Consider the following 25,635-nt stretch of genomic DNA (forward strand, 5'->3'; position numbering starts at 1 on the left):
AGATACCGTTCTATCGACGCTTGGACACCAAATCCAGTATTAACAGAGGAAGGGTTGGACAGATTACAGGATGTTATGACAGAGGCTGGGGAGTTAAGCAAAAGAGTACCTTATGATGCAATTGTTGTCACAGAATTTGCTGAAGCTGCTATGAGGAATATACAATAGCTTCAATAAACAGCAAAAATCCACCTATCCATAAGGGTAGGTGGATTTTTATTTGTCTTTATATGATTTTGCTGCTGCAAAGTAATTGATAGGTTTTATGGTATCTAAGAAAGATTAGGTGCCGTATCCTTTGGTAGCGTAAGTCTCTGTGCCTGCCCGAATGGTAAATATCAATAATTCATCGGGTCGGCATGGAAACCGACCCCTACCGTTCTTCCTTAAGGACACTGCACTACACCGTGGGCCCAAAGGCATGCTCCACACACAGGCGCTTTATTTCCAAAGCAGTCTTCTTTATTTGATTCCACATTATCGCATCCTCCACAGCTTTGGCATGGAGAAAAATTAAATGTGTCTACACTATCTCTAAATGAAGAATACTCTTCAGAATTCCATATATCTAATAATGCCTGTTGGGTAATATCTCCTAATACATGCGCGTCTATTTTTCTATCACATCGTTCTAAATAGGTCACATGGTCATGCAGCAGCCCCATGCAGGGTGCTACCTTTCCATCCCATCGAATAAAAGTGCATCTCTCCTTTATAAACCTACAGCCTCTCTCTTGATTATGGATCGTATGGCCCATGGGGTTGATATTCCTATTACACCTATAAAGTAAATGCAATGCATCCTTTGTCGTCTCATTATAATCAAATTTAGGAACCCGTATTTCTGGTTCATTATGCGAAGTATAAGACACTCCCTCAGAGACAACTCTAGTACATAGCATCTCATCCAGCATATTACGATCATAAGGCAATACATTGCTGATTAAGGCCTTTTTAGCCCCTACCCTTGATATAAGTCGATGAAGATTCGCCAGCTCCTTCACATTTGATTTCATCGCTACAAAGGCTATCCCCAGCTGAATTTCGTGATCATAAGAATTGCTTATTCTTTTAAGCAGCTTTAATCTTTCTAAGACATCAGTAAAGCTTGCACCTTCTCTTACTTCATCAAATTTTTCATCATCCGTACCATCAAAGGAAATCCATAAAGTATCTAACTGCCCTTCAAACAATCCTCTAATCATCTCTTCATCTAAAAGGGTACCATTGGTGGTGATCTCAACCTTTACTCCAAGGGCTTTAGCTTTTTTTATCATATAGATTATCCTGCTATGATGTGTTGGCTCCCCAAATCCACCAAACATAATGGTTTGCAGGCCATTAAACTTTTTAAGCTGCTGAATGAGGCTGTCAAATACTTCTATATCCATTTCTCCCATTGTTTCGTTCCAAGTATTCCTAATACATGTCTTACAGCTTAGATTGCATTTAGCCGTAGGTTCAATGTATACCTTTGCTAAGCTGTGAATATTGGGAAGTATTTCTACTTGATTTCCCTTTACCATTATTTTAACATCATTTAAATCCGATAATCCCAGTTGGTTTAAAACTGCTTCTGGTAATACCAAATTACCTTTTTTATCCAGAGCTGCAGTTTCTTGAATTAGTCTTTTCTCTCCCAAAATCATGACCCCTCTCTTCCAATCATTAATGCTTGTCAATCCTTTCTTTATCCATTGAATTAGCTGCTTATTATTAAAACTAATTTTATTATATCATAGTTTTTTACTCAACATTAGTTTTATTTCGAAAACTATTCTGAATATTCTGTTGCAATTTTTGAACAAAGTCTTCCTTTGGAAGCTTTAATAGCATATCCACCTATTTGTATAATAGGTGGATATGTTATTTTTCTGACTCTTTTTTTGTTTTCAATAACCGCCATAAAAAGTATCCAAAGGCTGTAAACCCAACAATAATAATAATAGTACTATAGGACATAATAAGAAAGCTGGTCATTGCTATCACCTCAATAATCTAATTTATTCTACCCATCAAAAACAAATGATATAGTAATAGCATCTCCATATTCTATAGAATCATTTATAGATGATTTTGATGATTTTTTATAAGCCTGCTGGGGTTGGCACAGAGACCAACCCCTACGATGTAAAATCTATACTGCAAATCATATAATAATTAAGTTGAAATATAACACATTGAATGAAAACCAATAGTGTGCTATACTATATGTTAATTACATAATAGGTGATGGAGTTCACCTTTAAACACTGACATTAGAATTCTTTTAGAGATTCTATTTATCGAATGCAGTTAATGACTCCTATAAAACAATGATAATCTGTTTTATAGGAGTTTTTTGTTGTTTTAAAGAAAATGATATTGAACAGTGCTTGTCATGCTTATACTACTTATTAAAGCTAATTACATAAAGGAGACAGCTTTTGAAGCTGAAAATCTACATAGGATTGTATGTATATTACTGCCATTTGTAAAAAATAATATCGAGGTGATAATCATGCTTAAGGATTTAAAGAATCATTTGAATTTGTATATCAACTGCCTACATCAGATGAAAGATTTAGGAAAAGCTACTAGAAACAAACCTATAGTAAAAAAATGTGATGATCTCCTAGAACGTATCGAAGGATTAGAGTTTCATGTGGCAGTGATTGGACAGTTTAAAAGGGGTAAATCTACTTTGCTCAATTATTTTATTGGTGAAAATCTCCTGCCAACAGGAGTTGTTCCTATCACTTCTATTATTACAAAAGTAAAATATGGCACTAAGCCTCAGGCAAGAATTATATTTGAAGAAGATATAAAGGAGAATGTAGATATTCACCATATTGATCAATACATTTCAGAGCAAAAAAATCCTAAAAATATTAAAAAGGTTGCTGAGATGGAATTACTATTCCCAGCTGAAATACTAAAAAATGGGCTTGTTCTAGTGGATACTCCAGGTATAGGATCTACCTATAAGCATAATACAGAGGTATCCTATGGTTTTCTATCTGAAGCTGATGCAGCAATTTTTGTAATATCCTCCGATGCTCCTATTTCAGAGATAGAAATACAATTGCTAAGAGAAGTAAAAAAATATATGAATAAATTATTCTTTATTCAAAATAAAACTGACTATCTTTCTAAAAAGGAGCTAGAGGAAAGTCTGTCTTTTTCTATAAAAGTTATTGAAGATGCTATTGGGATAGAGCCTATAATTTATCCTGTTTCAGCAAAATTGGCCTTTGAAGGAAAAATCGAAAATAATCAAGAGAAGCTAAGGAATAGCGGGATGATACTGTTTGAAGAGGCATTAGGTGAGTTTTTATTAAATGACCGGGGAAACTACTTAATGAATAGCTATAAAACGAAGCTTATATCCTTCATGGATGATTTAGCTGAGAATATACATTTTAAACTAAACTTATTAAATGACAGTATTGACGCTCTAGAGGAAAAAATTATCCTATTTAAAGAAAGACTAAAGGCCACTTCATCCATGAAAAGAGAGACTATGGCAGTTGTTGAAGCTGAGTTAAAAGAAATAATCAAAATCTTTGAAGGGGAGCTGGTGTCCTTTAGGCAGGAACAATCAGAACTCATTAAGAAAAAACTGAAAAAAGCTGCAGAAGATCATAAGGAAATAGATTCAAAGGAGCTAGATAACCTGTTGAATCAACAATTAGAATTAGAGATAGAACAAGCTTATGAAACCTGGAATAAACAACAGGAAACCAAAATAAGAAAATCATATGAGGAAATAACCTCCCGCTTCACAGATAAACTCAATGAAACGATAGAGGAGATTAATCATGTTATCTATGATCTGTTTAAAATAAAAGTAGTTCAATCCATTGAAGATTTTCAATTAATCCAAAAAGATACCTTTTATTTCAAGTTTGGGGATTCAAGTCATCTTTTCTTTACCCCAAAGCTGAAGGATTTTTTATTTCTGCTTCCTAAGCAAATGAGAAATAAAAAAATTATTTCAGATATAGTTAATAGGGTGGAAAAGGAAATTGAAAAAAACGGAAATAACCTTAAATGGGATTACACCTGTAAAATTCGGGATAGTAAATATATCTTTGAAAGTGCTTTTGAGCAGCACATTCAATCTATTACTGAGGAACTAGTATCCACGATAGAAGCAACGGTAGAATTAAAGCAAAAGCAGGACCATAATGTAGCAGAAGAAATCCAGCTTTGCCTAGAAAGAAAAAGGATGCTCGAACAAATAAAGAATCAGATAGTAAGCTGAGCTTTTGCGCGTCCTATAAGCTCTAACGGATTCCTTGCCTTTGTTTAATAAATCCTGCCAGCATCATAAGGAGCACGCCAAATAGCGTTATAAAGAATCCCGTTTGTACATAAGTCATGCTAAATCCAAAGGATCTTTCCCATGTAATATTCATGATTCTAGGAAAGTTCATAAACTGAACAGCCATAAGAATAGCTATGGCAATACTTGATGCAATGATCCTATAGCCAGCTATTCTTTTAATCATGGTTAGATAGATTAAGATGCAAAAAATAATCATACCGGTGCTATCTAATATCCCTCTAGAATGCTTCCACTCTATACGAACCCAAGGTGAAAATAGTCCAATCATGGTAGTAGATATTCCAATTAGTAATAGTAATCTGCCTTCAATAAATTCCATAAATTTATTCTTATGAAGTGCCATTATTATTTTCCCTTCTAAAGATATTCTATCCTTTGATTTTATCTAATACTACATACATCAAAATCAGCCTTTATCGCCTCAATAATTTTTTCTAATGCTTCAGAATCATAGGGATGAAACTTACCCTGTCCCGCTAATACTGTTTCCCCATCCTTAAAATTTTGTAAATAGTATCGTTTACTCCCCTTCAAATATCCTGCTATTTCTAGGATATCCTCCTCAGTCAACAGCTCTTTGCATATGGTTGTTCTAAATTCATAGTCGATGATTGAACCCCGAATCATATCAATACTGGTCTTGATATTTTCAATAGATACCTTTCCTCCTGTAATCATCTCATACTTATGGAAGGGTGCTTTTATATCCATCGCAACATAATCAATAAGCTTTTCATCGATTAATGTCTGTAGCAGATGAGGATTTGTCCCATTAGTATCCAGCTTAATGAAAAAACCTTTCTCCTTGATTTTTTTTATAAAATTATATAAGGAGGCATATAGCGTTGGCTCTCCTCCAGAAATACATACCGCATCAATATATTTTTTTCTTTTTTCTAAAAAAGCAAAAATTTCTTCTTCATCAATCCTTTCTCCCTGACCCTTTACGATAGGCTCATTATGGCAGTATCCACATTGAAAATTGCAGGATGCTACAAAATACATAGTGCAAATTTTTCCTGGATAATCAATAAAAGAAGTTTTCTCATGACCAATAATACGCATTTTTAAACGCTCCTTAATTTCTCTCTAATAGTATTATAGAAAATCCATCCTTCTCATAGAAGTTAGTCTTGGTATTTTGGTGGTGGTGAAACAATGGAAGCTATTGCTGCTAGTATAGGAAATATCATCATCAATAGTAGAATTTCTTTATATCCTCCAAGTATGTCATACGCAAATCCAAAGGGTAGAGGTCCTAAAGCGGATCCAACAACCATAGCTGTCATAGCAATACCGCGGATGCTGCCAAGGTGCTTTCTTCCAAAATAATTAGGCCATAAAACGCCTGTGGTGACAGAATCAAAGGCTACAAATACACCATTAAATACTGCATATGCCATCAAAAGCTCCTTTGATGAACCATAAAGGATTACACCTATTGCTATTAAAAAAACAATAAAGTTTATGGCTTTAATATAATGCACCTTAATACGGTCTGCCAGATAACCAGCTAAAAAAGTGAAGGGAAACTGTATTATTGCTGTCAATCCCAATAATGATGCTGCAAAGGTGGAATTAAAGCCCTTACCCTCCATGATAGACACCATATGGAAGGTAATGCCAGTATTGACCATAGAGGGAACCACCATACAGAAAAGCATTAACCAAAAAGCTCTTGTTTTCATTGCCTCCTGTGTGCTCCAAGAAAAATCTAATGGTTGTTTTTCCCTTTCAGCATCCGTCAGGGCTTCTTTTGTACCTATTACCTCACCATCTGGTAACAAGCCTATATCCTCTGGTTTATTACGAATAAAAACCCAGCTAATGGGCGCCATAAATCCAATAAGTAAAAATGTCCATACTCTCCAAGCAATAGCAGTGCCAAATTGTAAAATTAGCCAATTATTTAGGGGTGGTATAGCAGCAGACCCTAACACACCTCCAAGAGCCATTAAACTCAAAGCTACTCCTCTTTTTCGTATAAACCATTGCGGCACTAGGGTTGCTGGCAATAATGACATAGACCCTTGCCCAAAAAGTCGCAGAAATAAAAACCCCACCAAAAGCATCAATGGATGCCGTACAAAGCTCATCCATAAACATGCTATACCTAATAAAGTAGCTATACAAATGAACATCTTACGATGTCCTTTTTTATCTATCACCTTGCCTATAAGAGGCAGTAAAAATCCTGCAATCAATGTTCCAGCTGAGTAAAAGCTAGAAACAAGAGAGCGACTCCACCCAAAGGTTTCTATATAAGAATTAATAAATATTGATACACTATAGGTTTGGCCAGGACCCGAAAAAAATAAACCTAATGCTGCCAATGCTACAATCAACCATCCATAGTCTAAGGAAGTTTTTCTATAGCTGGGTTTGTTTAATGTTTTTACCTGCAAGCTGTCTCCTCCTAAAGGGTTATAATAAAAAATTCTAAATATGTTTTATCCAAAAATCAATTATCAATATTACTAAGTATATATAATTGTAGAGAGGAAAACAAGTTGAAGCTTATCAGCCCTGATTTGTTTTTTCTCTTGTGAGAGAGACCGTTACCTCATTTTTACTATATTAGAAATTCACACAAAAGATTTCCTCAAAAAAGCTAGCTAAATAAAATATATCTAGCTAGCTCAAAGATTATATATTATGAAATTGCAGCTTCAAAAAATTCTTCTGCCTTTTCATCCTCCAATTTTAACGAAACTGCACAATCAAACTCTTTTCGGTCCTTGTATTCTTCTCTTTTGCCTTTGTTCCATGCCTGCACTGGCCTATGAAAGCCAACAACTCGTGTCCATATTTCTGTCTCTGATCCACATGTTGGGCATATCGGCTGTTCTCCTGTCAAGTAGCCATGGTCTGAGCATATAGAGAAGGTTGGTGTTATGGTTATGTATGGGATGCTACTGTTTTCCATGACTTTTTTGATTAAGGTTTTACAGGTTTCTACATCTTCAATTGCTTCTCCTAAAAAGCCATGTAGTACTGTTCCGCCAGTATATAAGGTTTGTAGCTTTTCTTGCAGCTCTAGAGCTTCAAAGATATCCTTTGTATGTCCAACTGGCAATTGGGTAGAGTTTGTGTAATAAGGTTCATCTTCTCCTTGAGTATATATTTTGGGATATATCTTTTTATCCAGTCTTGCAAATCTATAGGAAGCTCCTTCTGCTGGAGAAGCCTCTAGGTTCCATAGGCTGCCGGTTTCTTCTTGAAAAATCTGAATAACACGATTCATGAACTCCATGATTTCTACTGCAAATTCATTTCCTTCTTCTGTAGTAATATCTACACCAATGAGGTTCATACATGCTTCGTTCATTCCATTCAATCCTATTGTTGAGAAGTGATTTTTAAAGTACTCATCTGTGGCATCCTTCACTCCCTGTAAATAATATCTAGAATATGGATATAATCCAGCGTCCATGTATCTTTCCAATACCAATCGTTTTGATTCGCAGATTTCCTTGGATAGCTCCATAAGCTCTCTTACTCTTTTCTTAAATTCCTCTACAGTGTTGGCTGCATAGCCTATTCTTGCCATGTTTAAAGTTACGACGTTAATAGATCCTGTTAGTGGATTAGCACCGAATAATCCTCCACCACGCTTTCGTAATTCCCTATTATCCAACCGTAATCGGCAACACATTGATCGAATGTCTTCTGGTGCTAGATCAGAATTCAAGAAGTTTGCAAAGTAAGGGGTGCCAAATTTTCTTGTCATCTCCATGATACAGTTTACTACTTCAGTATCCCAAGGAAAATCCTCTGTTATGTTTACAGTAGGGATCGGGAAGCTAAAGGCTCTTCCTGCTCCATCTCCCTCCATCATTACTTCACAGAAGGCTTTATTAAACATATCCATTTCCTGCTGGAACTCTCCATAGGTTTTTTCCATGTTTTTGCCTCCAATAATAGCAGGCTGTTTTTTTAATAATGGATGAGGTGAAATATCTAAAGTAATATTGGTAAAAGGCGTTTGAAAACCAACTCTTGTTGGTACATTTAAATTAAATACAAATCGCTGCAAGCTTTTCTTTACCTGTTCATAATTTAATTCATCATAGTAAATAAAGGGTGCCAAGTAAGTATCCAGACTAGATACTGCCTGGGCTCCAGCCGCTTCACCTTGAAGAGTATACAGCAAATTCACCAGTTGTCCCAAGGCTGATTCAAAATGTTTTGGAGGTTTAGATTCTATCTTTCCTTTTGCTCCCTTAAAGCCTTGTCTTAAAAATGCTTCTAAATCCCAACCACAGCAATAAGGTGCCAATAAGCCTAAATCATGTATATGTAAATCTCCTCTAATGTGAGCATCCCTTAGTTCCTTATTATATATTTTGTTTAACCAATATTTTGTACTGATGCTTTCTACGATATGATTATTTAGACCTTGTAAAGAAAATCCCATATTGGCATTTTCATTTACTCGCCAATCCTCAAGATTTACATACTCTTCTATCATTTCTTCAGCATCCATAAAAAGGTTTTTTACTTCTCTTATCTCCTCATGCTTCTTTCTATAGATAATATATGATTTTGCCGTCTTTGCATGGCCCTCTTCAATTAGAACTTTTTCTACTATATCTTGAATATCTTCTACTGAAGGAATACCGGCTCTATAGGTTTCACTTATAATATCTACTACTATCTTTGTTAGTTTAGTAGCAGTCATTTCATCTTTGCCTCCAACAGATTGTGCAGCAGCAAATATTGCATTTTTTATTTTATTGCTGTCAAAATTTACAATCTCACCATTTCTCTTTTGAACTTTTATTACCCCCATAGTAACCTCCTATTGTACTTTATTTTTTCTTTTCTACTATATATTGTATATAATACATTATTTACTTTTTTTTAACAATAGAACTTTAGACACAAAAATAACAAATTTTTCATATTTTCTACAGTATCCGTCTTTATTCTCATTATCTTATTGTTTTATCGTTTGATTTTTGTTTTTTCTAAGGAAATCTTGTAGAACTTTGTAATTCACATAAAGAAAGGGTGTATAGTACACCCTTTATTCCCATTTTGGTCGATGAAACTCATCATTATTCTCCATAATTCTTTGTCCTTCTGTTTCAGAAACTATATAAACATCTATTCCATGCTCTTGATATTGTTTTACTTTTTCAATAGCTTCATCTCTTGACATTACATTCTCTAGTACTCCATTCTGTGTGTAAAGCATATATCTGTCCTTCACTGCAATTCCTCCTTTATTATATACTTAATCTTAGTATTCCTCAAATTCTATAATATAGACCTAGATATAAAAAAGTCCACTTACCTTATTTTTACTCCAGGTAATGGACTTTTTTGAAGAATACTCATTTATTCGTCTTCTCTAGGTCCTTCTTCTAAAGCTATCTCTACTGCATCTTTAAAATCACTTGTTGTTGCTGTTGCTCCAGTTACTACATCTACTGCTTCAATGTCCTGCACCTGAATAAGCTGATCCTCTAATGCAGGATAGGCTTCCTCAGCACTTATTCCTGCTACGCCTTCCCATCTTTCATTATACTCTTCATCCTCTGATTTTAGTTTGCCTTCTTCATCTACTTCATCATAGTCAACTTCAACAATTCTTCCATCTTCTACAACGAATTCAACAAAGCTTGTCCATCCTTTTTCATTAACCTCTAGTTCTCCTCTATAATTACCATCCTCATAATCCATTTCTCTTGCTTCAGGCGTTTCTTCTGGTGTTTCTTCTGGGGTTTCTTCAGGTGTTTCTGTTGGAGCTGGAGGAGCTTCCTCTGGTGCGCATCCTACTGTAGCAACAACAACCATAAGTATTACTAGTAGTAAAACAAACACTCTTTTTGTCATTATGACCACCTCTTAAAGTATTATTTTTAGAAAATAACTCTTTAATGGTAGTTTGTACAAAACTGCTTCCTCTATGCGTAAATGCAATTGTCTATATAAGGTATTTATGGATTATTTAAAAAATAATTGCTTTTCTTTCAAATTGAAAGCTCCTATTAAAAACATCATGAATCCATAAGTTATCATGCCAAAAAGTATGGCTAATAGTGTGGCTGCAGCCTCATATTGAAACCAAATATAGCTGTGATGGAAGCTAAGTATAACAGCTGCTGCCATAGCAAGGGTGCTAAAAACAGGCTTTATAATCACTTCTTTGATAGAAATTTTCAAAGTAATGCTTTTTCTGATTTCTAGATAATTTAGAAACATTACAGTGCAATAACCGCATACGGTTCCAATAACCGCTCCTATGATATGGAGATAGGTAGCTAAAAGAAAATAACTGACGATTACTTTTATAGTCACTCCAATGAATAAATTTCTTACAGGGACAAAAACTTTATTCATTCCCTGCAAAATACTAGTTAAAACTTGAGCAACAGAAATAAAAAGCACATTGAAAGCTAAAATTTTTAATATATCTCCCCCAGCTTCAGTTTTCCCCCATAATAAATGGATAATTGGAGAAGCTAAAAGAGCTAGCCCTACTGTTGCTGGCAAAGCAATCATCAAAGTTATTTTAATACCAGTTTCCGCCTTTTCCCTTAACTCCTTGATATTTTTTTTGCTATTTGCTTCTGATATAGCTGGTACAAGGCTGGCGGCCATTGCCATACTAAAGGTAAGAGGTACATTCATCAAGGTTCCTGCTTTGCCCGTCAATCTCCCATAGAGAATGGTAGCTCCTTCTGGTGTATATCCTCCTTGCAGTAATCTTCCCGGTACAATGATAGAATCCATTAACCCCATCACAGAGCTTAATATAGCACCTATGGTGATGGGTATAGCCAACCAGATGAGTCTTTTCATAATGGATGTCACTTTTTCTTTGTTCTTATTATAGGTATAGGTAGAGTAATCTATTAGGTTTTTTCTCCTCTTTAGATAGTAAAACAACAGCAGAAGAGCTCCTAAAAATGCTCCTGCAGTGGCTCCAAAGGAAGCTGCACCGGCAGCGTAGCCAATTCCTTTGTCAATGTATAGATAGGCCAATCCTACCCCAATAATCACCCTTCCTATCTGCTCTATAATCTGGGATAGAGCTGTTGGCATCATAATTTGCATCCCTTGAAAATATCCTCTGAAGCAGGACATAATCGATACAAAAAAAGGTGCTAAGGATAAGCCTACTAAGGAATAATAGGTTTCCTCTGGCCAATCCAGTAGTTGGATAATAGATTTTGCTCCAAAGTATAAAAAGCATGAAGAAAAGATTCCAACGGAGATAATCATAAAAAAAGAAACCCTAAATACCTTTCTGACGCCTGCAAAGTCTTTCATTGCCATTTTCTCAGAGATCACTTTTGAAACTGCTGCTGGCAAGCCAATAATAGAAATTGATAGCATAATCGTATAGATAGGGTACGGTAAACCAAATAATCCCATCCCTTCATCATGAATCAATCTTTGTAATGGAATCTTAAAAAAAATGCCTAAAAACTTAGCAGTTATTCCTGCAACTCCCAGTACAACTGCCCCTTTAATCAATCTATTATTTGACATAAATGTACTCCCTCACAATGAAATATTCTATTTATATATATTCCAGTGGGGAGTACCATTATGATTTTCTTTAATTTTCTTTAATCTTCTTTAATTTTTTTCCAATGATAAAACCAGAATCCACCGCCTACAATCATGGCTGCACTGCTATAGGATAAATCCCTTATGTTACGAGCTTTTCTTCTAGCATTTTCTTGTTCTAGATACGCCTCATAACGTTTTTCTATTTCCTCCTGAGATAGTTGGGGTTCTTGTCTTTCTCTGTCAGGTCCATAAACAACAAACCTTTGTTGAAAATCCTCTAATGTTTGGTAATAGTGGGCATCCTCTATAAGTAAATCAACAACCCTATGAATCGTAAAAATTGTACCAAATATAAATATTACTAATGTGACGAGGCATACTAGATAAAGATAAAGACTCCTTAAGCTTAAATTTTTTGTCATGCCCAATAATCCACCTCCTACTATTATAATAACAATAATAATGCCAATACCCAGTAATAGTAATAAAGAGAACGCTATATGACCACCTACTTTCTTTACTGTTCTATGATGTCATTGTATCTCTTGGTATATTTTATGTCAATGCAATTTATGGTAAATACAGCATGCAATAAAAGGAAGGAGCTATGTATAACAATGCTGGAAAACATTATTATAAAGCAAAAAAAACTGCTGCTTGCTTCTCTTCAGCAATTGATTCAAATAAATAGTGTCGAGGCAGAAGGAAAAAAAGGAATGCCCTTTGGCCAGGGTGTAGATGATGCATTGAGATTTGCTATTGAGTTAGGCGAGAGCTTTGGCTTTTCTACCGTATATAATGAAGGGTATTACGGTTATATTGAGATGGGTGAAGGTAAGGAACTGGTAGGTATGCTAGGTCACCTAGACGTAGTACCAGTAGAAAAACCTGAGCTTTGGACCTTTCCTCCCTTTGGTGGTGAAATTGCCAATAATAGAGTCTATGGCCGAGGTTCCCTTGACGATAAAGGTCCCATCATAGCTGCTCTTTATGCTATGCATGCCGTAAAAGAAGCTGCTATTCCTTTAAAGAAAAGAGTTCGATTGATACTAGGTACCAATGAAGAAACCGGTTGGAAATGTATCAAGAAGTATCTTGAAGAAGAAGAAATACCTCAGTATGGTTTTGTTCCTGACTCTGATTTTCCATTAATCCATGGGGAAAAAGGACTTCTCCAAATTAAGCTTCAAATAGATGAAGGAGCTTCTTTTTCTATGGTGGGGGGCGGGGCATTAAATAGTGTTCCTGATAGCTGCAGCTATACTGGAAATCAAATAGAGAAGCTGGTAGAAGCTCTAAAAGCTACTGATTATAGCTATACTCAGCAGGGAGATACTATTACCCTTCAAGGGAAAACAGCCCACACAGCTAAGTGCTGGGAAGGTATAAATGCCATTACTCAAGCTGCTTTGCTTTTGAATCAGGAGAATATAAGTGCACCCATCATTGACTTTATTGCAAAGGAGGTGGGAGAGGATATTTATGCTAAAAATATGTTTGGCAATTATTATGATGATATTTCTGGAAAGCTGACCTTTAATGTGGCTAAAGTTAAAGTTGATAATCAGCAGCAGCAGGTATATGTTGATCTTCGAATTCCTGTTACCAAGGAAAAAGAAGAGGTATTATCCATATTAGAAAAAGTAGTTTCTTCCTATGGATTACAAATGGAGGTTTTATCTTTTCTTTCTCCGCTCTATGTATCAGAGGATCATTTTCTGATAAAAGCCCTAAGAAATGTTTATGAGGAAGTAACGGGACTAAACAGTACCCCTCTCACCACTGGAGGAGCCACTTATGCTAGAAGCCTTCAAAACTTCGTTGCCTTTGGTCCTCTTTTTCCTGGAGAAATAAAAATGGCCCATAAGACCAATGAGTACATCGATATTGACAGCTTAATGAAATGTACTTTGATTTATGCAAAAGCTATAAGTCGCTTAGGACAATGAAACAGATACAAATTAATTGAATGAAAAAAAAACAGCAGCCACAGCGTATGTAAAAATACGTAAGGGTGCTGGTTTTTAATAGTAACAAATTTGGACTTAAATTTTTCTAATCAGTGCTCCGCTGCATTGGTTATGGTAACCACCATGCTTACTTCTCCAGAACGCTGAGCTTCGTCAAATAGTCTTTTTAAGCCATTCCATACTTGCTCTTGATTCCCATGAAGATGCGTAGCCATTGACCCTACATTATACTCTACACCTGCTTGATTTAGTGTGTCGATGGAATTATTAATCACTGCACTTGCATCTTTAGTTTTCAAAGGATATAAGGTAACTTCTGCATGAATCATAGTTCAACACTCCTTTTGTTATTATTCTCTAATAGTATGGAAGGAAAAGTGTCTCTTTATCCATGCTTTCCTACAAAAATTTTACCCATTTACTAGGTTTCTAGTCCAACAAGCTCTTTAAACTCTTTTACTTTATTTCTACTGATAGGTATTGGTTTATCCTCGTATCCTCTCATTTTTACCTGTAGGCTGTTGTTAAACCAAAGGACCACTTCATTGATCTCATCAAGATTCATCAAGTAGCTTCTATGAGGTCTGAAAAAACCATGCTTTGTTAGACGGTCCTCCCATTCTACCATAGAAAAGGAGGTGGTGAATTTTCCTCTTTTACTGACTACTTTGGTATTTCTATCCTCTGTCTCGATATAAACAATATCCTTTAAGGACAAAACAAATAATTTGTCATCCTTTTCTAAGGTAATCTTTTGATTTTTATGTTCCATCAACAAATGTCTTTCCAGTAGCTCCTGCACTTGATTTAATGCCATCTCAGGAGAAGCCTTTAAATCTTTTTTAAGCTTTTCTACTGTTTTCATGAAGCGATTTTCATCCACTGGCTTTAGTAAATAATCAACTGCAGAGTATTCAAAGGCATCAAGAGCATATTGATTATAAGCAGTAACAAAAACAATCTTAGGTACCTTAGATAGCTTTATTAGTTTCGCTGCTACATCAAAGCCTGTCATATCCTGCAATTGAATATCTAGAAATACTATGTCCGGCAACTTTTCTTTACATAAAATAATGGTATCCTCTCCATCTGAGGCTTGTCCTATCACTTCAAAGGCTGAATACTGATTTAAGAGATTGATGAGATTTAGTCTAGCCGGCATTTCATCATCTGCTATGATAACTTTATAGCTCATGCTACTATTTCCTCCTTTACCTCAGAAGAATAGCGGCCCTTTACGTAAGGGATTTTTATTAATACACTGGTTCCTTCGTTATAAGTGCTCTTAATTTGCAATTTATATTCTTCGCCGTATAAATTAATTAAACGTCTATTTACATTCATTAAGCCTATACAATTGGTATCTGATTGTTGATTTAGCAGCCCCTTTAATTCTTCTGCTTCCATACCAATCCCATCATCAATTACTTCTAGCAGGATATCCTCATGATTTTTTCTGCATCTTATTGTAACAGACCCTCCACTTTTCTTAGGCAATATACCATGTACTACTGCATTTTCTACAATTGGCTGTAAAATTAATGGAGGAAGCTTGCAGACAACGTTCTTCTGAATATCATATTTCACTTGTAGTTTATCACCAAATCTTGCCTTTTCTATTTCTAAATAGGAGGCGATATGCTTCAGCTCCACATCCATATCTACCATATCCTGATTATTGCTTAAGCTTTTTCTAAAAAGCTCCGCTAAAGATATCAATAACTGCTTTGCTTTTCCTGAATCAAATTGTATAAAAGAAACGATGGTGTTGATGGCGTTAAACAAAAAATGTGGATTGATTTGGGCCTGCAATGATTTTAGCTCTGCTTCTGTAATAAGCTTGTTTTGATGCTCTACTCTACTTAACTCAATTTGTGTAGAAAACAGCTGTGCCAATCCCAATGCTAGCTCTGTATCAATGGAGGTGATACTATTTTCCTCTGTTCTATAAAGCTTCAGTATCCCCACCACCCTATCTCTTTCTTTCAAGGGGACAACAATAGCAGACTTTAATGTACAATCGTTTTTTATACATTTTATACTGTCTTTATCATTAATAATCTTGTATTGTCCAGTTTGAATCACTTCTTTTGTAGCTTCTGTCTGTAAATCAAAGCCTTGGCAGTGATGATCCTCCCCTATACCCTTATGGGCTAAGATTTCATGACGATTGGTAATGGTTACAGCAGCTACATCAACAGATTCTTTTATAATACCAACAACCTTCTGAGCTACTTCATAATTTAATCCCTGTCTTAGATAGGGCAGGGTTAAGTTAGCAATTTTCAGGGTTTTTTCTGCTTGACTTGCAGCAATCCTATCATATTCAGTATAGATATTTTCTATAATGCCGATAAATATGGCAATACCGAAGGAGTTTACTACCACCATAGGGAATAATATTATTTTTACTAGCTGCAGGGCATCACCAAAAGGACGAGCGATAAGTAAAATAATGATCATCTGAATAAATTCTGAGATCACACCTAGCAAAAATGCCCACTCCCACTTTGGAGATTTGTTTCTAATATAATAATGGGCATAGCCTCCAAATAATCCTTCCACTATAGTAGCAACTCCACAGGCTACGGCTGTAAATCCTCCAATATCAATTAAAAATCTGTGGCCACCTGCGATTAACCCTGCCATAAAACCTACCATAGGTCCACCTAATAAAGCTCCCACCATCACCCCAACGATTCTGGTGTTGGCTAAAGCCCCATTAATAGGCACGCTGGAGTAGGTTCCCATGATACCAATGGCACCAAATACAATAGATAAAAAGATTTTATCCATGAAGGTGATATTCTTTTTAATAATCAACTTTCTAAAAATGCCAATTTTTGAAATAATAACAGCCAAGATAATGATGATACCTAGTTTGTTTAATAAGGAAAGCATCATTTCGCCAATAATTAAAATCATCTCATCACCCTCCTTCATAGATTTATTATACTATATTTTCTATAGAGAGCATTACTATTATTAAAACCGTCAGATATTTTTTTGTCAAATATATGTTATCTCTCCCTGCCAGCCAAGCTGCTTCAGATGCTCCTCTAGTAACCTTCTACATAAAGCCAGCATCTCCTTTGTATGGTTAGAGTTTATTAACATAACCTCTGTAGACCCTTGATTCTTAGCTTTCCTTAGCAGATTTTGTTTTTGTAATAATCTTTTCAATTGGTTTGCAGTTCCTTTATTTCCATCCACTAAATCCACTGATTTGCCCAATGCTTTAATGATCTCCTCTTTGATAAAGATATAATGGGTGCATCCTAAAACTATAGCTGCTATCCTTTCATTTTTAATGGAGGTAAAAAGATCTTCTAAATAAGCTTGAAGTGTTTCTCCTTTGCCTCCATTTCTTTCAATGATTTCTACTAAGCCTGGGCAGGGCAGCTTGATAATCTCGTTTTTATTATGAAAGCATTGAATTAAGTCATTAAATTTTTTCTCCCTCAAAGTAACTGGTGTAGCCATTACAACAATCTTTCCTTCATTTTTTAAAGCTATCGCTGGTTTTAAAGCCGGCTCCATTCCAACGATAGGTATATCTATAGTGTTTCTCATATCCTCGATGGCACCACTGGTAGCAGTGTTACAGGCAACTACTAAGCCTTTGATTCCCTTTTCTAAGATTTTATTGGTCACATCAAAGGATAATGCCTTTACCTCCTCTGTCGGTCTTACTCCATAGGGGGCATTTTTTGAATCTCCATAATAAATATATTTTTCTCCCGGCAAGGTAAAAATTAATTCTGCTAAAACACTTATGCCTCCAACACCCGAATCAAATACGCCTATGGCTAAATTGCTATCTAACTCCATCGTTGCCTTCACCTACCTATCTATGGTTTTCTAAAATATATGCCAATCAGAAGTACTGCTCTATTGTACTACTCTATTATTGTCTTCTTCAATTATTTTAATCTCTTTAGCATTTCTTCCCTTTGTTTTTCAAAACCTGCTTTGCCTAAAAGTGCAAACATGTTTTTTTTGTAGGTCTCTACTCCAGGCTGATCAAAGGGATTTACCCCTAGTAAATAACCGCTGATCCCACAGGCCTTTTCAAAGAAATACACAAGATAACCAAAATAATAAGGACTTATCTCAGGAATACCAATGATTAGATTGGGTACACCACCATCATTATGGGCTAAAAGTGTGGCTTCAAATATGTTTTTATTAACATCATCTACTGTTTTTCCTGTCAAATAGTTTAATCCATCTAGATCCTTTTCTTCTTGGTGGATGTGAATCTCCTCTTCTATATTTTCTATATGCATAACTGTCTCAAAAATATTCCTTCTGCCTTCCTGTATGTACTGTCCCATAGAATGTAAATCAGTGGAAAAGCTTACTGCCGCAGGAAAAATCCCCTTTTGATCCTTTCCTTCACTTTCTCCAAACAGCTGTTTCCACCATTCCCCTATAAAAAATAAGGATGGTTCATAATTTACCAGTATTTCTACTGTTTTTCCTTTATTGTATAGAATATTTCTAACAGCAGCATATTGATAGCAATGATTTTCTTCAAGATTTAGGTTATCAAAGGTTTTATAGGCGTCATAAGAGCCCTTCATAATAGCTTCTATATCTATCCCTACCACAGCCATAGGAAGCAAGCCTACTGCTGTTAAAACAGAATATCTTCCCCCCACATCATCAGGGATAACAAAGGTTTCATAGCCTTCTTCATTGGCTAGAGTTTTTAGCGCTCCCTTCTCCGCATCCGTGGTGGCATAAATCCTGTTTTTTGCACCTTCTTTACCATATTTCTTTTCCATATACTCCTTCAACACTCTAAAGGCAATGGCAGGCTCTGTTGTAGTCCCAGACTTTGATATCACATTTAAAGAGATATCTTTATCTTCAATCACCTCTAATAAATCTTTTAAATATCTAGCACTCATGTTATGTCCAGCAAAGTAAACTTCAGGGGTTTTTCTTTGATGGCTAGGTAAAAGATTATAAAAGCTATGGTTTAACATTTCAATTGCAGCCTTAGCTCCTAAATAGGATCCTCCAATTCCTACAACAATCAGCACCTCAGAGTTTTCTTGAATCTTCTTTGCTGCCTTTTGAATTCTTTGAAATTCCTTTTTATCATAGTTTTCTGGAAGATCTAACCACCCTAAAAAATCCTTCCCTGCTCCGGTTTTTTCATGCAGCATTTTATGTGCTACATGTATCATAGGCTCCAATGCGGTCAGTTCCTGTTTTCCTACATAATCCAAAGCCTTGGCATAGTCAAAAGTTATTTTTCCCACGATACTACCTCCTAATAATTGTTAATTATTTTATATAATAGTTTTCCCCTTCAGTGTATTGCTAAAACTCTCCCTTAAACCTGCCACAGTTCAAGCACTACATCCACCAAATATCCTGGGCTACAATCCAGAGAAAAAAGCTCCCTCTAGATAACCAAACTAAGTGACTAACTCAAAAGTTATAAATCAAACTTTTGGTTATCTACTTATGAATTAAGTCTCATTTTATTATACCAAAAAAAAGGAAAAATCCTACAACTAATGTAGGATTTTCAATATTTTTATAATTTTTCTCCACCAAGACCTATCTTTAGTTTATTCACCTTTACTTCTTTTTTTGACCTAGCTACAGCCATGTCAACCGCTTGCACAATTCCTTGGCAGCATGGAACCTCCATATAGGCTACTGTAACTGATTTAAGGTTATTTACTGAAATAATATTAGTCAATTTATCTATATAAAACTGAAGATCATCTAGCTTAGGACAGCCTACCACGACTGCTTTTCCTTTTAATAAGTCTAAATGATAGTTTGGATATGCAAAGGGTACACAATCTGCTGTTACTAATAAATCAGCATTTTCAAAATAAGGTGCATTTACTGGAACCAGTTTTAATTGTACTGGCCATTGTTTTAATTGTGGTTTGATTTTCACTTCAACGTCTCCACTGCTTACTACAGCCTCTGCAGCAGCAGGTTCTTCATTTAGCTTCATCGCTCTACTGCCAGGACATCCACCACCATGGCCATGTTGGTGTTGTCTGCTAGTACTAGGTGCTGGTGTTTTCATATCATTGTTGGAGCATCCACAATCGTGATCCTTAGAGTGACTATGAGAAGCTGCTTCATTGGATTTCAAGCTCCTCCCTTGAGTATTCAAAAACTCTTCTACCGCCTCTTCATCAAATTCTTCTGCATCTCTTTCTATAATTTTTAATGCATCCTGAGGGCAATGTCCTAAACAAGCTCCTAATCCATCACAATAAATATCACTAACTAGCTTAGCTTTACCATCGATGATCTGTATAGCTCCTTCAGCACAGTTTGGTACACATAAACCACAACCATCACATTTTTCCTCATTAATTTCTATGATTTTTCTAAGTGCCATTTTAATCCTCTCCTCTACTTTTTATCTTATGCTTATTTTACTATAGGAATAGATGATGGTATGTGATGATTCTCACAAAAACTAGTGCATTCTATCACTTTTTTCTGATTTTTTTATTGCTCTCTAATATATTTACCACATAGGGGACAGTAAACTATTTCTTCATCAAACTCTTCCTTACATTTTGAACAATATTTAATCCTTTGAATTTTTATCACTAGCCTACGCAAGGTTTCAATATCATTTTGCAGATAATTTATTTGATCAAAATATTTGTCTAAATCTTGTACGTTGATGTAATTTTCTCCCCGCAAATGTTGATAAACATGGCGCCCTAGCTCTTCATATAATCCTTGAATCTCTCTTTCTCGCTTACTTATATTTAGGTTCAGCTTGTTTACTTCTATGATCTCTGAGGATTTTTTTCCCAGTTGTTCTACGGATTGTGAAACAGCATCAGAAAGTTTGTCTATTATATTCATTGACCTCCCTCCTATCTTATCCTTTATTATATTTTTATTCAAAATTTCTACTTTTGTACCTTAAAGTTCACCTTTTACTTTAAGAAAAAAATCTTTTTCTTTCAACCTTTAACAGTTCGAGTTAAACCTTTACTTTAACTCTAGAAATTTTTACAAAAAAAAAGAAAATCCTTTTCCTTAAGGATTTTCAAAACTTGTTTTTAAAAAGTTACCTGTTTTTCTATTTTATTAACTCTCTGATATCTTTTGTTTCGTGATTTTCATATTCTATTACTTTTCCTTCCCAGGTTCGAATCGTTACATAATCTCTGCCTCTAGAAATTAGATAATCTGGAAATAGCGGTGTTTTTCCTAGTCCCTTTGGAGCATTTAAAATAAAGGTAGGAATTGCCATGCCTGAGGTATATCCTCTTAAATATTCCATTATTTCAAGGCCGTCGTCTACAGAGGTATTAAAATGTGTGGTTCCTGCTACATGCTTAGCATGAAATATGTAGTATGGTCTTACTCGACATTTTAACATCTCATGATTTAAAACCCTCATTACATATTTATCATTGTTGACGCCGTTTAACAAAACTGCTTGATTTCCAAGAGGTACACCTGCATTAGCCAATCTTTCACATGCAGCCTTTGATTCAGCTGTTATTTCAATGGGATGATTGAAATGGGTGTTTAAATAAACCGGATGGTATTTTTTAATCATTTCACAAAATTCTTCTGTTATTCTTTGAGGCATTGTTACCAAAGTTCTGGTACCTAATCTCACGTATTCAACATGAGGAATTTCCTTTAGCTGCTTCAATATCCACTCTAGGGTCTCATCTGTAAGACATAAAGAATCCCCTCCAGTTACCAAAACATCTCTTATCTCTTCACTTCGTCTAATATAATCTATGGATTCTTGAATGATTGCCCTTGTCTTAGATACATCTTTTTCTCCAATATTTCTTCTTCTTTGACAGTGTCTACAATACATAGCACATTCATTAGTAACATTAATGATTAATCTATCAGGATACCTCCTGGTGATGCTTCCTGCTGGATTAGTAAATTCCTCTGCCATTGGATCAAAATCATTACATAGATCTTCCATCTCTTTATAGGTAGGGATTGACATTAGCTTAATGGGATCATATTTATCTTTAGGATTAATTAAGCTTAAGTAATATGGAGAGATACCCCATCTGAATTTTTTTCCTACTTCTAATATCTGTTTTTTCTCTTCTTCAGTTAAATCTATTATTTTGCTCAAGGTTCCCACATCAGCTATTCTGTTTTTTAACTGCCAATGATAATCCTTCCAATCTTCTTCTGTTCCACCTAAGAGTTCAAGTATTTTTTTCTTTCTAGCTTCTAAAGCCTCTTGCATTTCTAATCCTTTGTCAATTTCTTTTCTAGCTTCTAAATAATCATCGATTCTACCTTTTAACTCAGCGGCTCTTTTTAAAGATGTTTCCCTTCCTTCAGTATTCACTCTTAGCACCCTTTCTATTTTCTATAATATTTATATAATGCTTAGTATAACCATAAAAAAATGTTTTTGCAAGTAAAATTTCATTTTAAATTTTTTATGAAATTTATATTTCATTTATTGCAGATATCGTTTTCAAATTAACAATGTTTTTTCTCTAAACAATCTAGAAGATATTTAAACTGTTGAAAAAGTGAAATAATACAGGAAAAAATTAAGATTGTCATTCTGAGTTCTAGGGAAAAATCTTAGTATTTAAAAGGCTTTACAAATTCTTCATTGCACTGCGTTCCATTCATAATTACTGGAATATGCGCCTTTTTTGCAAAATAAAAAGTGACTTTCCGCCACTTTTTTTGTTTTGTTACTTTAATTTATTTACTAGCTCCCCGATTTTCTCTATGGTGCAGGTAATAACATCACCAGTTTTTAAATATTTAGGTGGATTAAAGCCCATCCCTACTCCACCTGGTGTACCAGTGGCAATGATGTCTCCAGCTTTTAAGGTCATCCCCTTAGATAGATCACTGATGATATAGGGAATATTAAAGATTAAATTGCTGGTGTTAGAGTTTTGTCTTATCTCATCATTGACCTTGCAAGCAATCTTTAAGTTCAACGGCAAGGGTAATGTACTTTTATGTATGATATAAGGTCCCATAGCTGTAAAAGTGTCTAAGCTTTTTCCTTTAATCCATTGAGCATGCTTCTTTTGTAAATCTCTAGCAGAAAGGTCGTTCAGGATGGTATATCCAAATATATAGTTCTCGGCTTCTTCAATGGGAATATTCATCCCTGTTTTTCCGATAATAATGGCTAGCTCTACTTCATAGTCAATTTCTGAGGTTGCATTTGGATGACTATTGATTTCATCCATAGGTCCGATAATATCTGTCGCCATTTTCCCAAAATAAACAGGTGCCTTTGGTGTCTGAGCTTGATCTCCCATAGAGGCTTTTAGTTCTTCCACATGGTCTTTATAATTTAATCCAAGACAGATAACACTTCTTCTTGGTTGTGGGATAGGGGCACATAATTTTACATCTCCAATTTTTTCCATACCTTCAGCATCTTTATTTTCCTGTAAATAACCATTGATTTTTTCTAGCATTACTTCATCACAATTCTCAATAAAATCCAGCATACTTACAGAGAAGTCCTCCCCTAATATGCTGGCTACATCTATGATTTTACTTCCTTCATCGTATAATACACCTAATCTTTCCTTGCCTTCTTTTAAATAAGTTGCAAAATACATTTGATTCTTGTCCCCCTTTTTTTGTATATTTTAATTAATTGTACATGAAGGATGGTGTATCTTCAAGTCTATTTTTCAAATAATTCTTACATTACTAAGGTACCGTCTTCCTGCTCCACCATAAGTAGGACCTGTCTTTGCTCCCCATCCCTTGCATCAATATACACTAAGTAGTTATCCTCTCCAAATTGGACTTTAAACTCATAGCATAATATCTCTTTTTTCCCTGGAGTAGGAATCATAGCTAGTCTAGCATTTTCTACCTCAACTGCACTGGAGAGTCTTTCTCTTGCTTCCTCCTCTGAAATCTCAGGTTCAGGAATATCCCTTTCATGGTGATTGATTAGGAATCCCTCAGTTTCAAAGCCTATGATGTCTCCATTATCCAGTGCTACTTTAACTTTGATTAAGTCTGTATATACAATAACATCCTCCTGTTCATATGCAAAATTAATCACACTTTGTCCTTCATAGGTGGTTGTATAGGTGGCTACCATGTCTTCATACCCTTTTTCTACTAAAAACTCTTCTGCCGTATTGATGGCTTCCTCCAGTCCTAATTGACTTTCTCCAATATCTCTAGGATTAAGATACCAGACAATTTTTCCCCCTGTCTTGCTGATGGCCATGGACACCTCTTGTTCACCATTTCCATTTCTAGTGCCCCTTAGATAATATGCAGGAATTGATGTGTTTTCTATTTCTCCTACTACTTCAACATCTCTGACCTTTTCCTCTCTAAAGCTGTCTGCTACAATTTCTAATGCTTGATTTTGGTCAATAGTTTCTCCTTCTAATCTTGGTTGAACATCCTTTAGATGTTCAGAGAATGGTCCATCATAGATTAGTTCAGGATACTCCTGAGTTCTTTCCTGGAAATTTATTAAATTAAATTTTTCCATTCTGTCGTTTAATTGTGCCAGATCTCTATTACCCTCTCTTCTTAAGTCTCCAAAGTTTATTCCACCTGCTGCTATATCCTGCTGCAGCTCTATCAGCTGTCGTGACAGCATATTGGCATAGCCATGAAGCTCCGTTAATGTTCCCATCTCATCTTCATCTAGGACAATGCCCTCTAGACTTTTATTTACCATAGCAGTACAATAATCCCCCAGCTGATTTAAAAATCTTTCTGTTTGACGGATTGCTCCATGATCAAAGGGTAATTGGGTTAATTTGTCCTGTGCCATATAGGCTTGAAAAACTGTCTCATTTAAATATTTTACTAAATCGTTGCTGGAACCTGATACCATAGCCTTTGCTAAATCCACCTGTGCATTTTCTACATGTCCTATCAAATCATAATATTGTCTTTGAAACTGTAAATCCAAGTATGTATGATAATCATTTCTTTCATTATATTGATAGTAGCCCCAAACACCCGTTGCCATAAGAGCTACTGCTAGAACCGTAGGTAAAATATATCGTCTCATCCTATCACTCCTTTCTAATTGCCAAATACATGCCTGCCGATTCTCAGGGTAATGGTTCTTGTCCATATCCATCGGCTAGTTGCTGTGGCAGGGTTCCAAAAATATAAAGCTCCGCCAGTTGGATCCCATCCATTTAAAGCATCCCTTGCAGCTCTATAGGCAGAATCATTTGGCGCTTCATTGATGGTACCTCTTTTTACAGGTTCAAAAGCGCATGGTTGATATACCACCCCTGCAAGGGTATTCGGGAAGTCAGCGCTTCTTATTCTGTTCAATATCACTGCTCCTACTGCCACCTGCCCTTCATAGGGCTCTCCTTTAGATTCTGCATGGATGGTTCTAGCTAATAATTCTACATCATCACTTCTTGAAACACCTCTACTAACTGGTGCGGCAGGGGCAGATGCTGTTGCTGCCATCCCCAAAGCATTTCTTGTTTGAGGTCCCACGATGCCATCTACTGTTAATCCATTTTGTCTTTGAAAAAATCGAACTGCTTCATAGGTTTGAGGACCAAAGGTACCACTTATAGGACCGTCATAGTACCCCCATCGACTTAATCTGTTTTGTAATTCTGTAACCTCTGCCCCACTTGATCCCCAGGATAAATTTTGTGCATAGGTATTTTTCGGTACAAATATAGTCACAGCTAGTACAATCAATATCATGATTAAAGGAATAATCTTTCTCCTTTTCATTTTTTTCCTCCTTTACTTTTTCATTGGAATACTACTATTTTTATCTGAAGTAGCGTAAATTATCCAAAAAAAAAGTAG

Annotated in this window: 23 protein-coding genes and 1 riboswitch; of the genes, 2 read left to right on the forward strand and 21 right to left on the reverse strand. The window is 35.5% G+C overall.

The window, feature by feature from the left end; all coding sequences use genetic code 11:
- Positions 1–386: 386 nt before the first annotated feature.
- Complete coding sequence (locus BMX10_RS15015; RefSeq protein ID WP_330387944.1) at positions 387–1,643, reverse strand: radical SAM/SPASM domain-containing protein; 1,257 nt, start codon at positions 1,641–1,643, stop codon at positions 387–389.
- A 131-nt stretch (positions 1,644–1,774) separates the two neighbouring features.
- Positions 1,775–1,906, reverse strand: coding sequence for a hypothetical protein (locus BMX10_RS18500; RefSeq protein ID WP_280140782.1), 132 nt, complete (start codon positions 1,904–1,906; stop codon positions 1,775–1,777).
- Positions 1,907–2,219: 313 nt separating this feature from the next.
- Positions 2,220–2,315: riboswitch (Fluoride riboswitch) on the forward strand.
- Between the two features lie 65 nt (positions 2,316–2,380).
- Between BMX10_RS18500 and BMX10_RS15020 the strand changes: the two genes are divergently transcribed.
- Positions 2,381–4,246 carry a dynamin family protein gene (locus tag BMX10_RS15020; RefSeq protein ID WP_139176472.1) on the forward strand — a complete coding sequence of 622 codons (1,866 nt, stop codon included), beginning with the start codon at positions 2,381–2,383 and terminating at the stop codon, positions 4,244–4,246.
- Between the two features lie 22 nt (positions 4,247–4,268).
- On the opposite strand, the gene BMX10_RS15025 is transcribed toward BMX10_RS15020, so the two are convergent.
- The 8 genes from BMX10_RS15025 to BMX10_RS15060 form a co-directional block, all read right to left on the reverse strand.
- Positions 4,269–4,673 carry a hypothetical protein gene (locus BMX10_RS15025; protein ID WP_090446131.1) on the reverse strand — a complete coding sequence of 135 codons (405 nt, stop codon included), beginning with the start codon at positions 4,671–4,673 and terminating at the stop codon, positions 4,269–4,271.
- Between the two features lie 38 nt (positions 4,674–4,711).
- Complete coding sequence (locus BMX10_RS15030; RefSeq protein WP_090446133.1) at positions 4,712–5,395, reverse strand: anaerobic ribonucleoside-triphosphate reductase activating protein; 684 nt, start codon at positions 5,393–5,395, stop codon at positions 4,712–4,714.
- A 62-nt stretch (positions 5,396–5,457) separates the two neighbouring features.
- Complete coding sequence (locus BMX10_RS15035) at positions 5,458–6,735, reverse strand: MFS transporter (RefSeq protein ID WP_090446135.1); 1,278 nt, start codon at positions 6,733–6,735, stop codon at positions 5,458–5,460.
- A gap of 248 nt (positions 6,736–6,983) precedes the next feature.
- Entirely contained in the window at positions 6,984–9,122 is a 2,139-nt protein-coding gene (locus BMX10_RS15040) for a ribonucleoside triphosphate reductase (RefSeq protein ID WP_090446137.1), read from the reverse strand.
- Positions 9,123–9,359: 237 nt separating this feature from the next.
- The gene (locus tag BMX10_RS15045; RefSeq protein ID WP_090446139.1) at positions 9,360–9,545 is read right to left on the reverse strand and encodes a hypothetical protein; all 186 of its coding nucleotides are present in this window, start codon (positions 9,543–9,545) and stop codon (positions 9,360–9,362) included.
- 128 nt (positions 9,546–9,673) lie between these two features.
- The gene (locus BMX10_RS15050; protein WP_090446141.1) at positions 9,674–10,171 is read right to left on the reverse strand and encodes an FMN-binding protein; all 498 of its coding nucleotides are present in this window, start codon (positions 10,169–10,171) and stop codon (positions 9,674–9,676) included.
- Between the two features lie 111 nt (positions 10,172–10,282).
- Positions 10,283–11,833, reverse strand: coding sequence for a putative polysaccharide biosynthesis protein (locus BMX10_RS15055; protein ID WP_090446145.1), 1,551 nt, complete (start codon positions 11,831–11,833; stop codon positions 10,283–10,285).
- Positions 11,834–11,913: 80 nt separating this feature from the next.
- Complete coding sequence (locus BMX10_RS15060) at positions 11,914–12,279, reverse strand: hypothetical protein (protein WP_139176474.1); 366 nt, start codon at positions 12,277–12,279, stop codon at positions 11,914–11,916.
- 195 nt (positions 12,280–12,474) lie between these two features.
- On the opposite strand from BMX10_RS15060, the gene BMX10_RS15065 reads away from it, so the two are divergent.
- Entirely contained in the window at positions 12,475–13,806 is a 1,332-nt protein-coding gene (locus BMX10_RS15065; RefSeq protein WP_170834849.1) for a M20 family metallopeptidase, read from the forward strand.
- Positions 13,807–13,916: 110 nt separating this feature from the next.
- Here the strand turns inward: BMX10_RS15065 and BMX10_RS15070 are convergent, their stop codons facing one another.
- From BMX10_RS15070 to sleB, 11 genes are all read right to left on the reverse strand, one after another.
- Positions 13,917–14,156: a YkoF family thiamine/hydroxymethylpyrimidine-binding protein gene (locus BMX10_RS15070; RefSeq protein ID WP_090446152.1), complete on the reverse strand. Its 240-nt coding sequence runs from the start codon at positions 14,154–14,156 to the stop codon at positions 13,917–13,919.
- Between the two features lie 92 nt (positions 14,157–14,248).
- Positions 14,249–15,022, reverse strand: coding sequence for a LytR/AlgR family response regulator transcription factor (locus BMX10_RS15075; RefSeq protein ID WP_090446154.1), 774 nt, complete (start codon positions 15,020–15,022; stop codon positions 14,249–14,251).
- The gene (locus BMX10_RS15080; protein WP_244272736.1) at positions 15,019–16,752 is read right to left on the reverse strand and encodes a sensor histidine kinase; all 1,734 of its coding nucleotides are present in this window, start codon (positions 16,750–16,752) and stop codon (positions 15,019–15,021) included. The genes BMX10_RS15075 and BMX10_RS15080 overlap by 4 nt, the downstream gene beginning before the upstream one ends.
- Before the next feature lie 84 nt (positions 16,753–16,836).
- On the reverse strand, positions 16,837–17,658 hold the full coding sequence (gene murI / locus BMX10_RS15085; protein WP_090446156.1) for a glutamate racemase: 822 nt from the start codon (positions 17,656–17,658) through the stop codon (positions 16,837–16,839).
- 92 nt (positions 17,659–17,750) lie between these two features.
- On the reverse strand, positions 17,751–19,100 hold the full coding sequence (locus BMX10_RS15090) for a glucose-6-phosphate isomerase (RefSeq protein ID WP_090446158.1): 1,350 nt from the start codon (positions 19,098–19,100) through the stop codon (positions 17,751–17,753).
- A gap of 281 nt (positions 19,101–19,381) precedes the next feature.
- Positions 19,382–20,212: an ATP-binding protein gene (locus tag BMX10_RS15095; protein WP_090446160.1), complete on the reverse strand. Its 831-nt coding sequence runs from the start codon at positions 20,210–20,212 to the stop codon at positions 19,382–19,384.
- 113 nt (positions 20,213–20,325) lie between these two features.
- Positions 20,326–20,694 (reverse strand): hypothetical protein, encoded by a 369-nt coding sequence (locus BMX10_RS15100; RefSeq protein WP_090446162.1) that lies wholly within the window; start codon positions 20,692–20,694, stop codon positions 20,326–20,328.
- Between the two features lie 220 nt (positions 20,695–20,914).
- On the reverse strand, positions 20,915–22,171 hold the full coding sequence (gene eam, locus BMX10_RS15105) for a glutamate 2,3-aminomutase (protein ID WP_090446164.1): 1,257 nt from the start codon (positions 22,169–22,171) through the stop codon (positions 20,915–20,917).
- Positions 22,172–22,532: 361 nt separating this feature from the next.
- Positions 22,533–23,426, reverse strand: coding sequence for a fumarylacetoacetate hydrolase family protein (locus BMX10_RS15110; protein ID WP_090446166.1), 894 nt, complete (start codon positions 23,424–23,426; stop codon positions 22,533–22,535).
- Positions 23,427–23,512: 86 nt separating this feature from the next.
- Positions 23,513–24,859, reverse strand: a complete 1,347-nt coding sequence (ypeB, locus tag BMX10_RS15115; protein ID WP_090446168.1) for a germination protein YpeB — start codon at positions 24,857–24,859, stop codon at positions 23,513–23,515.
- 14 nt (positions 24,860–24,873) lie between these two features.
- Entirely contained in the window at positions 24,874–25,557 is a 684-nt protein-coding gene (gene sleB, locus BMX10_RS15120; RefSeq protein ID WP_090446170.1) for a spore cortex-lytic enzyme, read from the reverse strand.
- Between the last annotated feature and the right edge of the window lie 78 nt (positions 25,558–25,635).

The organism is Natronincola peptidivorans (assembly GCF_900111615.1).
In the GTDB taxonomy this organism is placed as follows: domain Bacteria; phylum Bacillota; class Clostridia; order Peptostreptococcales; family Natronincolaceae; genus Natronincola_A; species Natronincola_A peptidivorans.

What these genes read in the sequence shown, in the direction of transcription:
- BMX10_RS15020 (WP_139176472.1), top strand. Translation starts at nt 2,381, where the DNA reads ATGCTTATACTACTTATTAAAGCTAATTACATAAAGGAGACAGCTTTT.
- BMX10_RS15025 (WP_090446131.1), bottom strand. Translation starts at nt 4,673, where the DNA reads ATGGCACTTCATAAGAATAAATTTATGGAATTTATTGAAGGCAGATTA.
- BMX10_RS18500 (WP_280140782.1), bottom strand. Translation starts at nt 1,906, where the DNA reads ATGGCGGTTATTGAAAACAAAAAAAGAGTCAGAAAAATAACATATCCA.
- BMX10_RS15110 (WP_090446166.1), bottom strand. Translation starts at nt 23,426, where the DNA reads ATGTATTTTGCAACTTATTTAAAAGAAGGCAAGGAAAGATTAGGTGTA.
- BMX10_RS15100 (WP_090446162.1), bottom strand. Translation starts at nt 20,694, where the DNA reads ATGAATATAATAGACAAACTTTCTGATGCTGTTTCACAATCCGTAGAA.
- BMX10_RS15065 (WP_170834849.1), top strand. Translation starts at nt 12,475, where the DNA reads ATGCTGGAAAACATTATTATAAAGCAAAAAAAACTGCTGCTTGCTTCT.
- ypeB (WP_090446168.1), bottom strand. Translation starts at nt 24,859, where the DNA reads ATGAGACGATATATTTTACCTACGGTTCTAGCAGTAGCTCTTATGGCA.
- BMX10_RS15055 (WP_090446145.1), bottom strand. Translation starts at nt 11,833, where the DNA reads ATGTCAAATAATAGATTGATTAAAGGGGCAGTTGTACTGGGAGTTGCA.
- BMX10_RS15030 (WP_090446133.1), bottom strand. Translation starts at nt 5,395, where the DNA reads ATGCGTATTATTGGTCATGAGAAAACTTCTTTTATTGATTATCCAGGA.
- BMX10_RS15095 (WP_090446160.1), bottom strand. Translation starts at nt 20,212, where the DNA reads ATGGCACTTAGAAAAATCATAGAAATTAATGAGGAAAAATGTGATGGT.
- BMX10_RS15060 (WP_139176474.1), bottom strand. Translation starts at nt 12,279, where the DNA reads ATGACAAAAAATTTAAGCTTAAGGAGTCTTTATCTTTATCTAGTATGC.
- BMX10_RS15070 (WP_090446152.1), bottom strand. Translation starts at nt 14,156, where the DNA reads ATGATTCATGCAGAAGTTACCTTATATCCTTTGAAAACTAAAGATGCA.
- BMX10_RS15080 (WP_244272736.1), bottom strand. Translation starts at nt 16,752, where the DNA reads ATGATTTTAATTATTGGCGAAATGATGCTTTCCTTATTAAACAAACTA.
- BMX10_RS15075 (WP_090446154.1), bottom strand. Translation starts at nt 15,022, where the DNA reads ATGAGCTATAAAGTTATCATAGCAGATGATGAAATGCCGGCTAGACTA.
- BMX10_RS15050 (WP_090446141.1), bottom strand. Translation starts at nt 10,171, where the DNA reads ATGACAAAAAGAGTGTTTGTTTTACTACTAGTAATACTTATGGTTGTT.
- sleB (WP_090446170.1), bottom strand. Translation starts at nt 25,557, where the DNA reads ATGAAAAGGAGAAAGATTATTCCTTTAATCATGATATTGATTGTACTA.
- BMX10_RS15040 (WP_090446137.1), bottom strand. Translation starts at nt 9,122, where the DNA reads ATGGGGGTAATAAAAGTTCAAAAGAGAAATGGTGAGATTGTAAATTTT.
- murI (WP_090446156.1), bottom strand. Translation starts at nt 17,658, where the DNA reads ATGGAGTTAGATAGCAATTTAGCCATAGGCGTATTTGATTCGGGTGTT.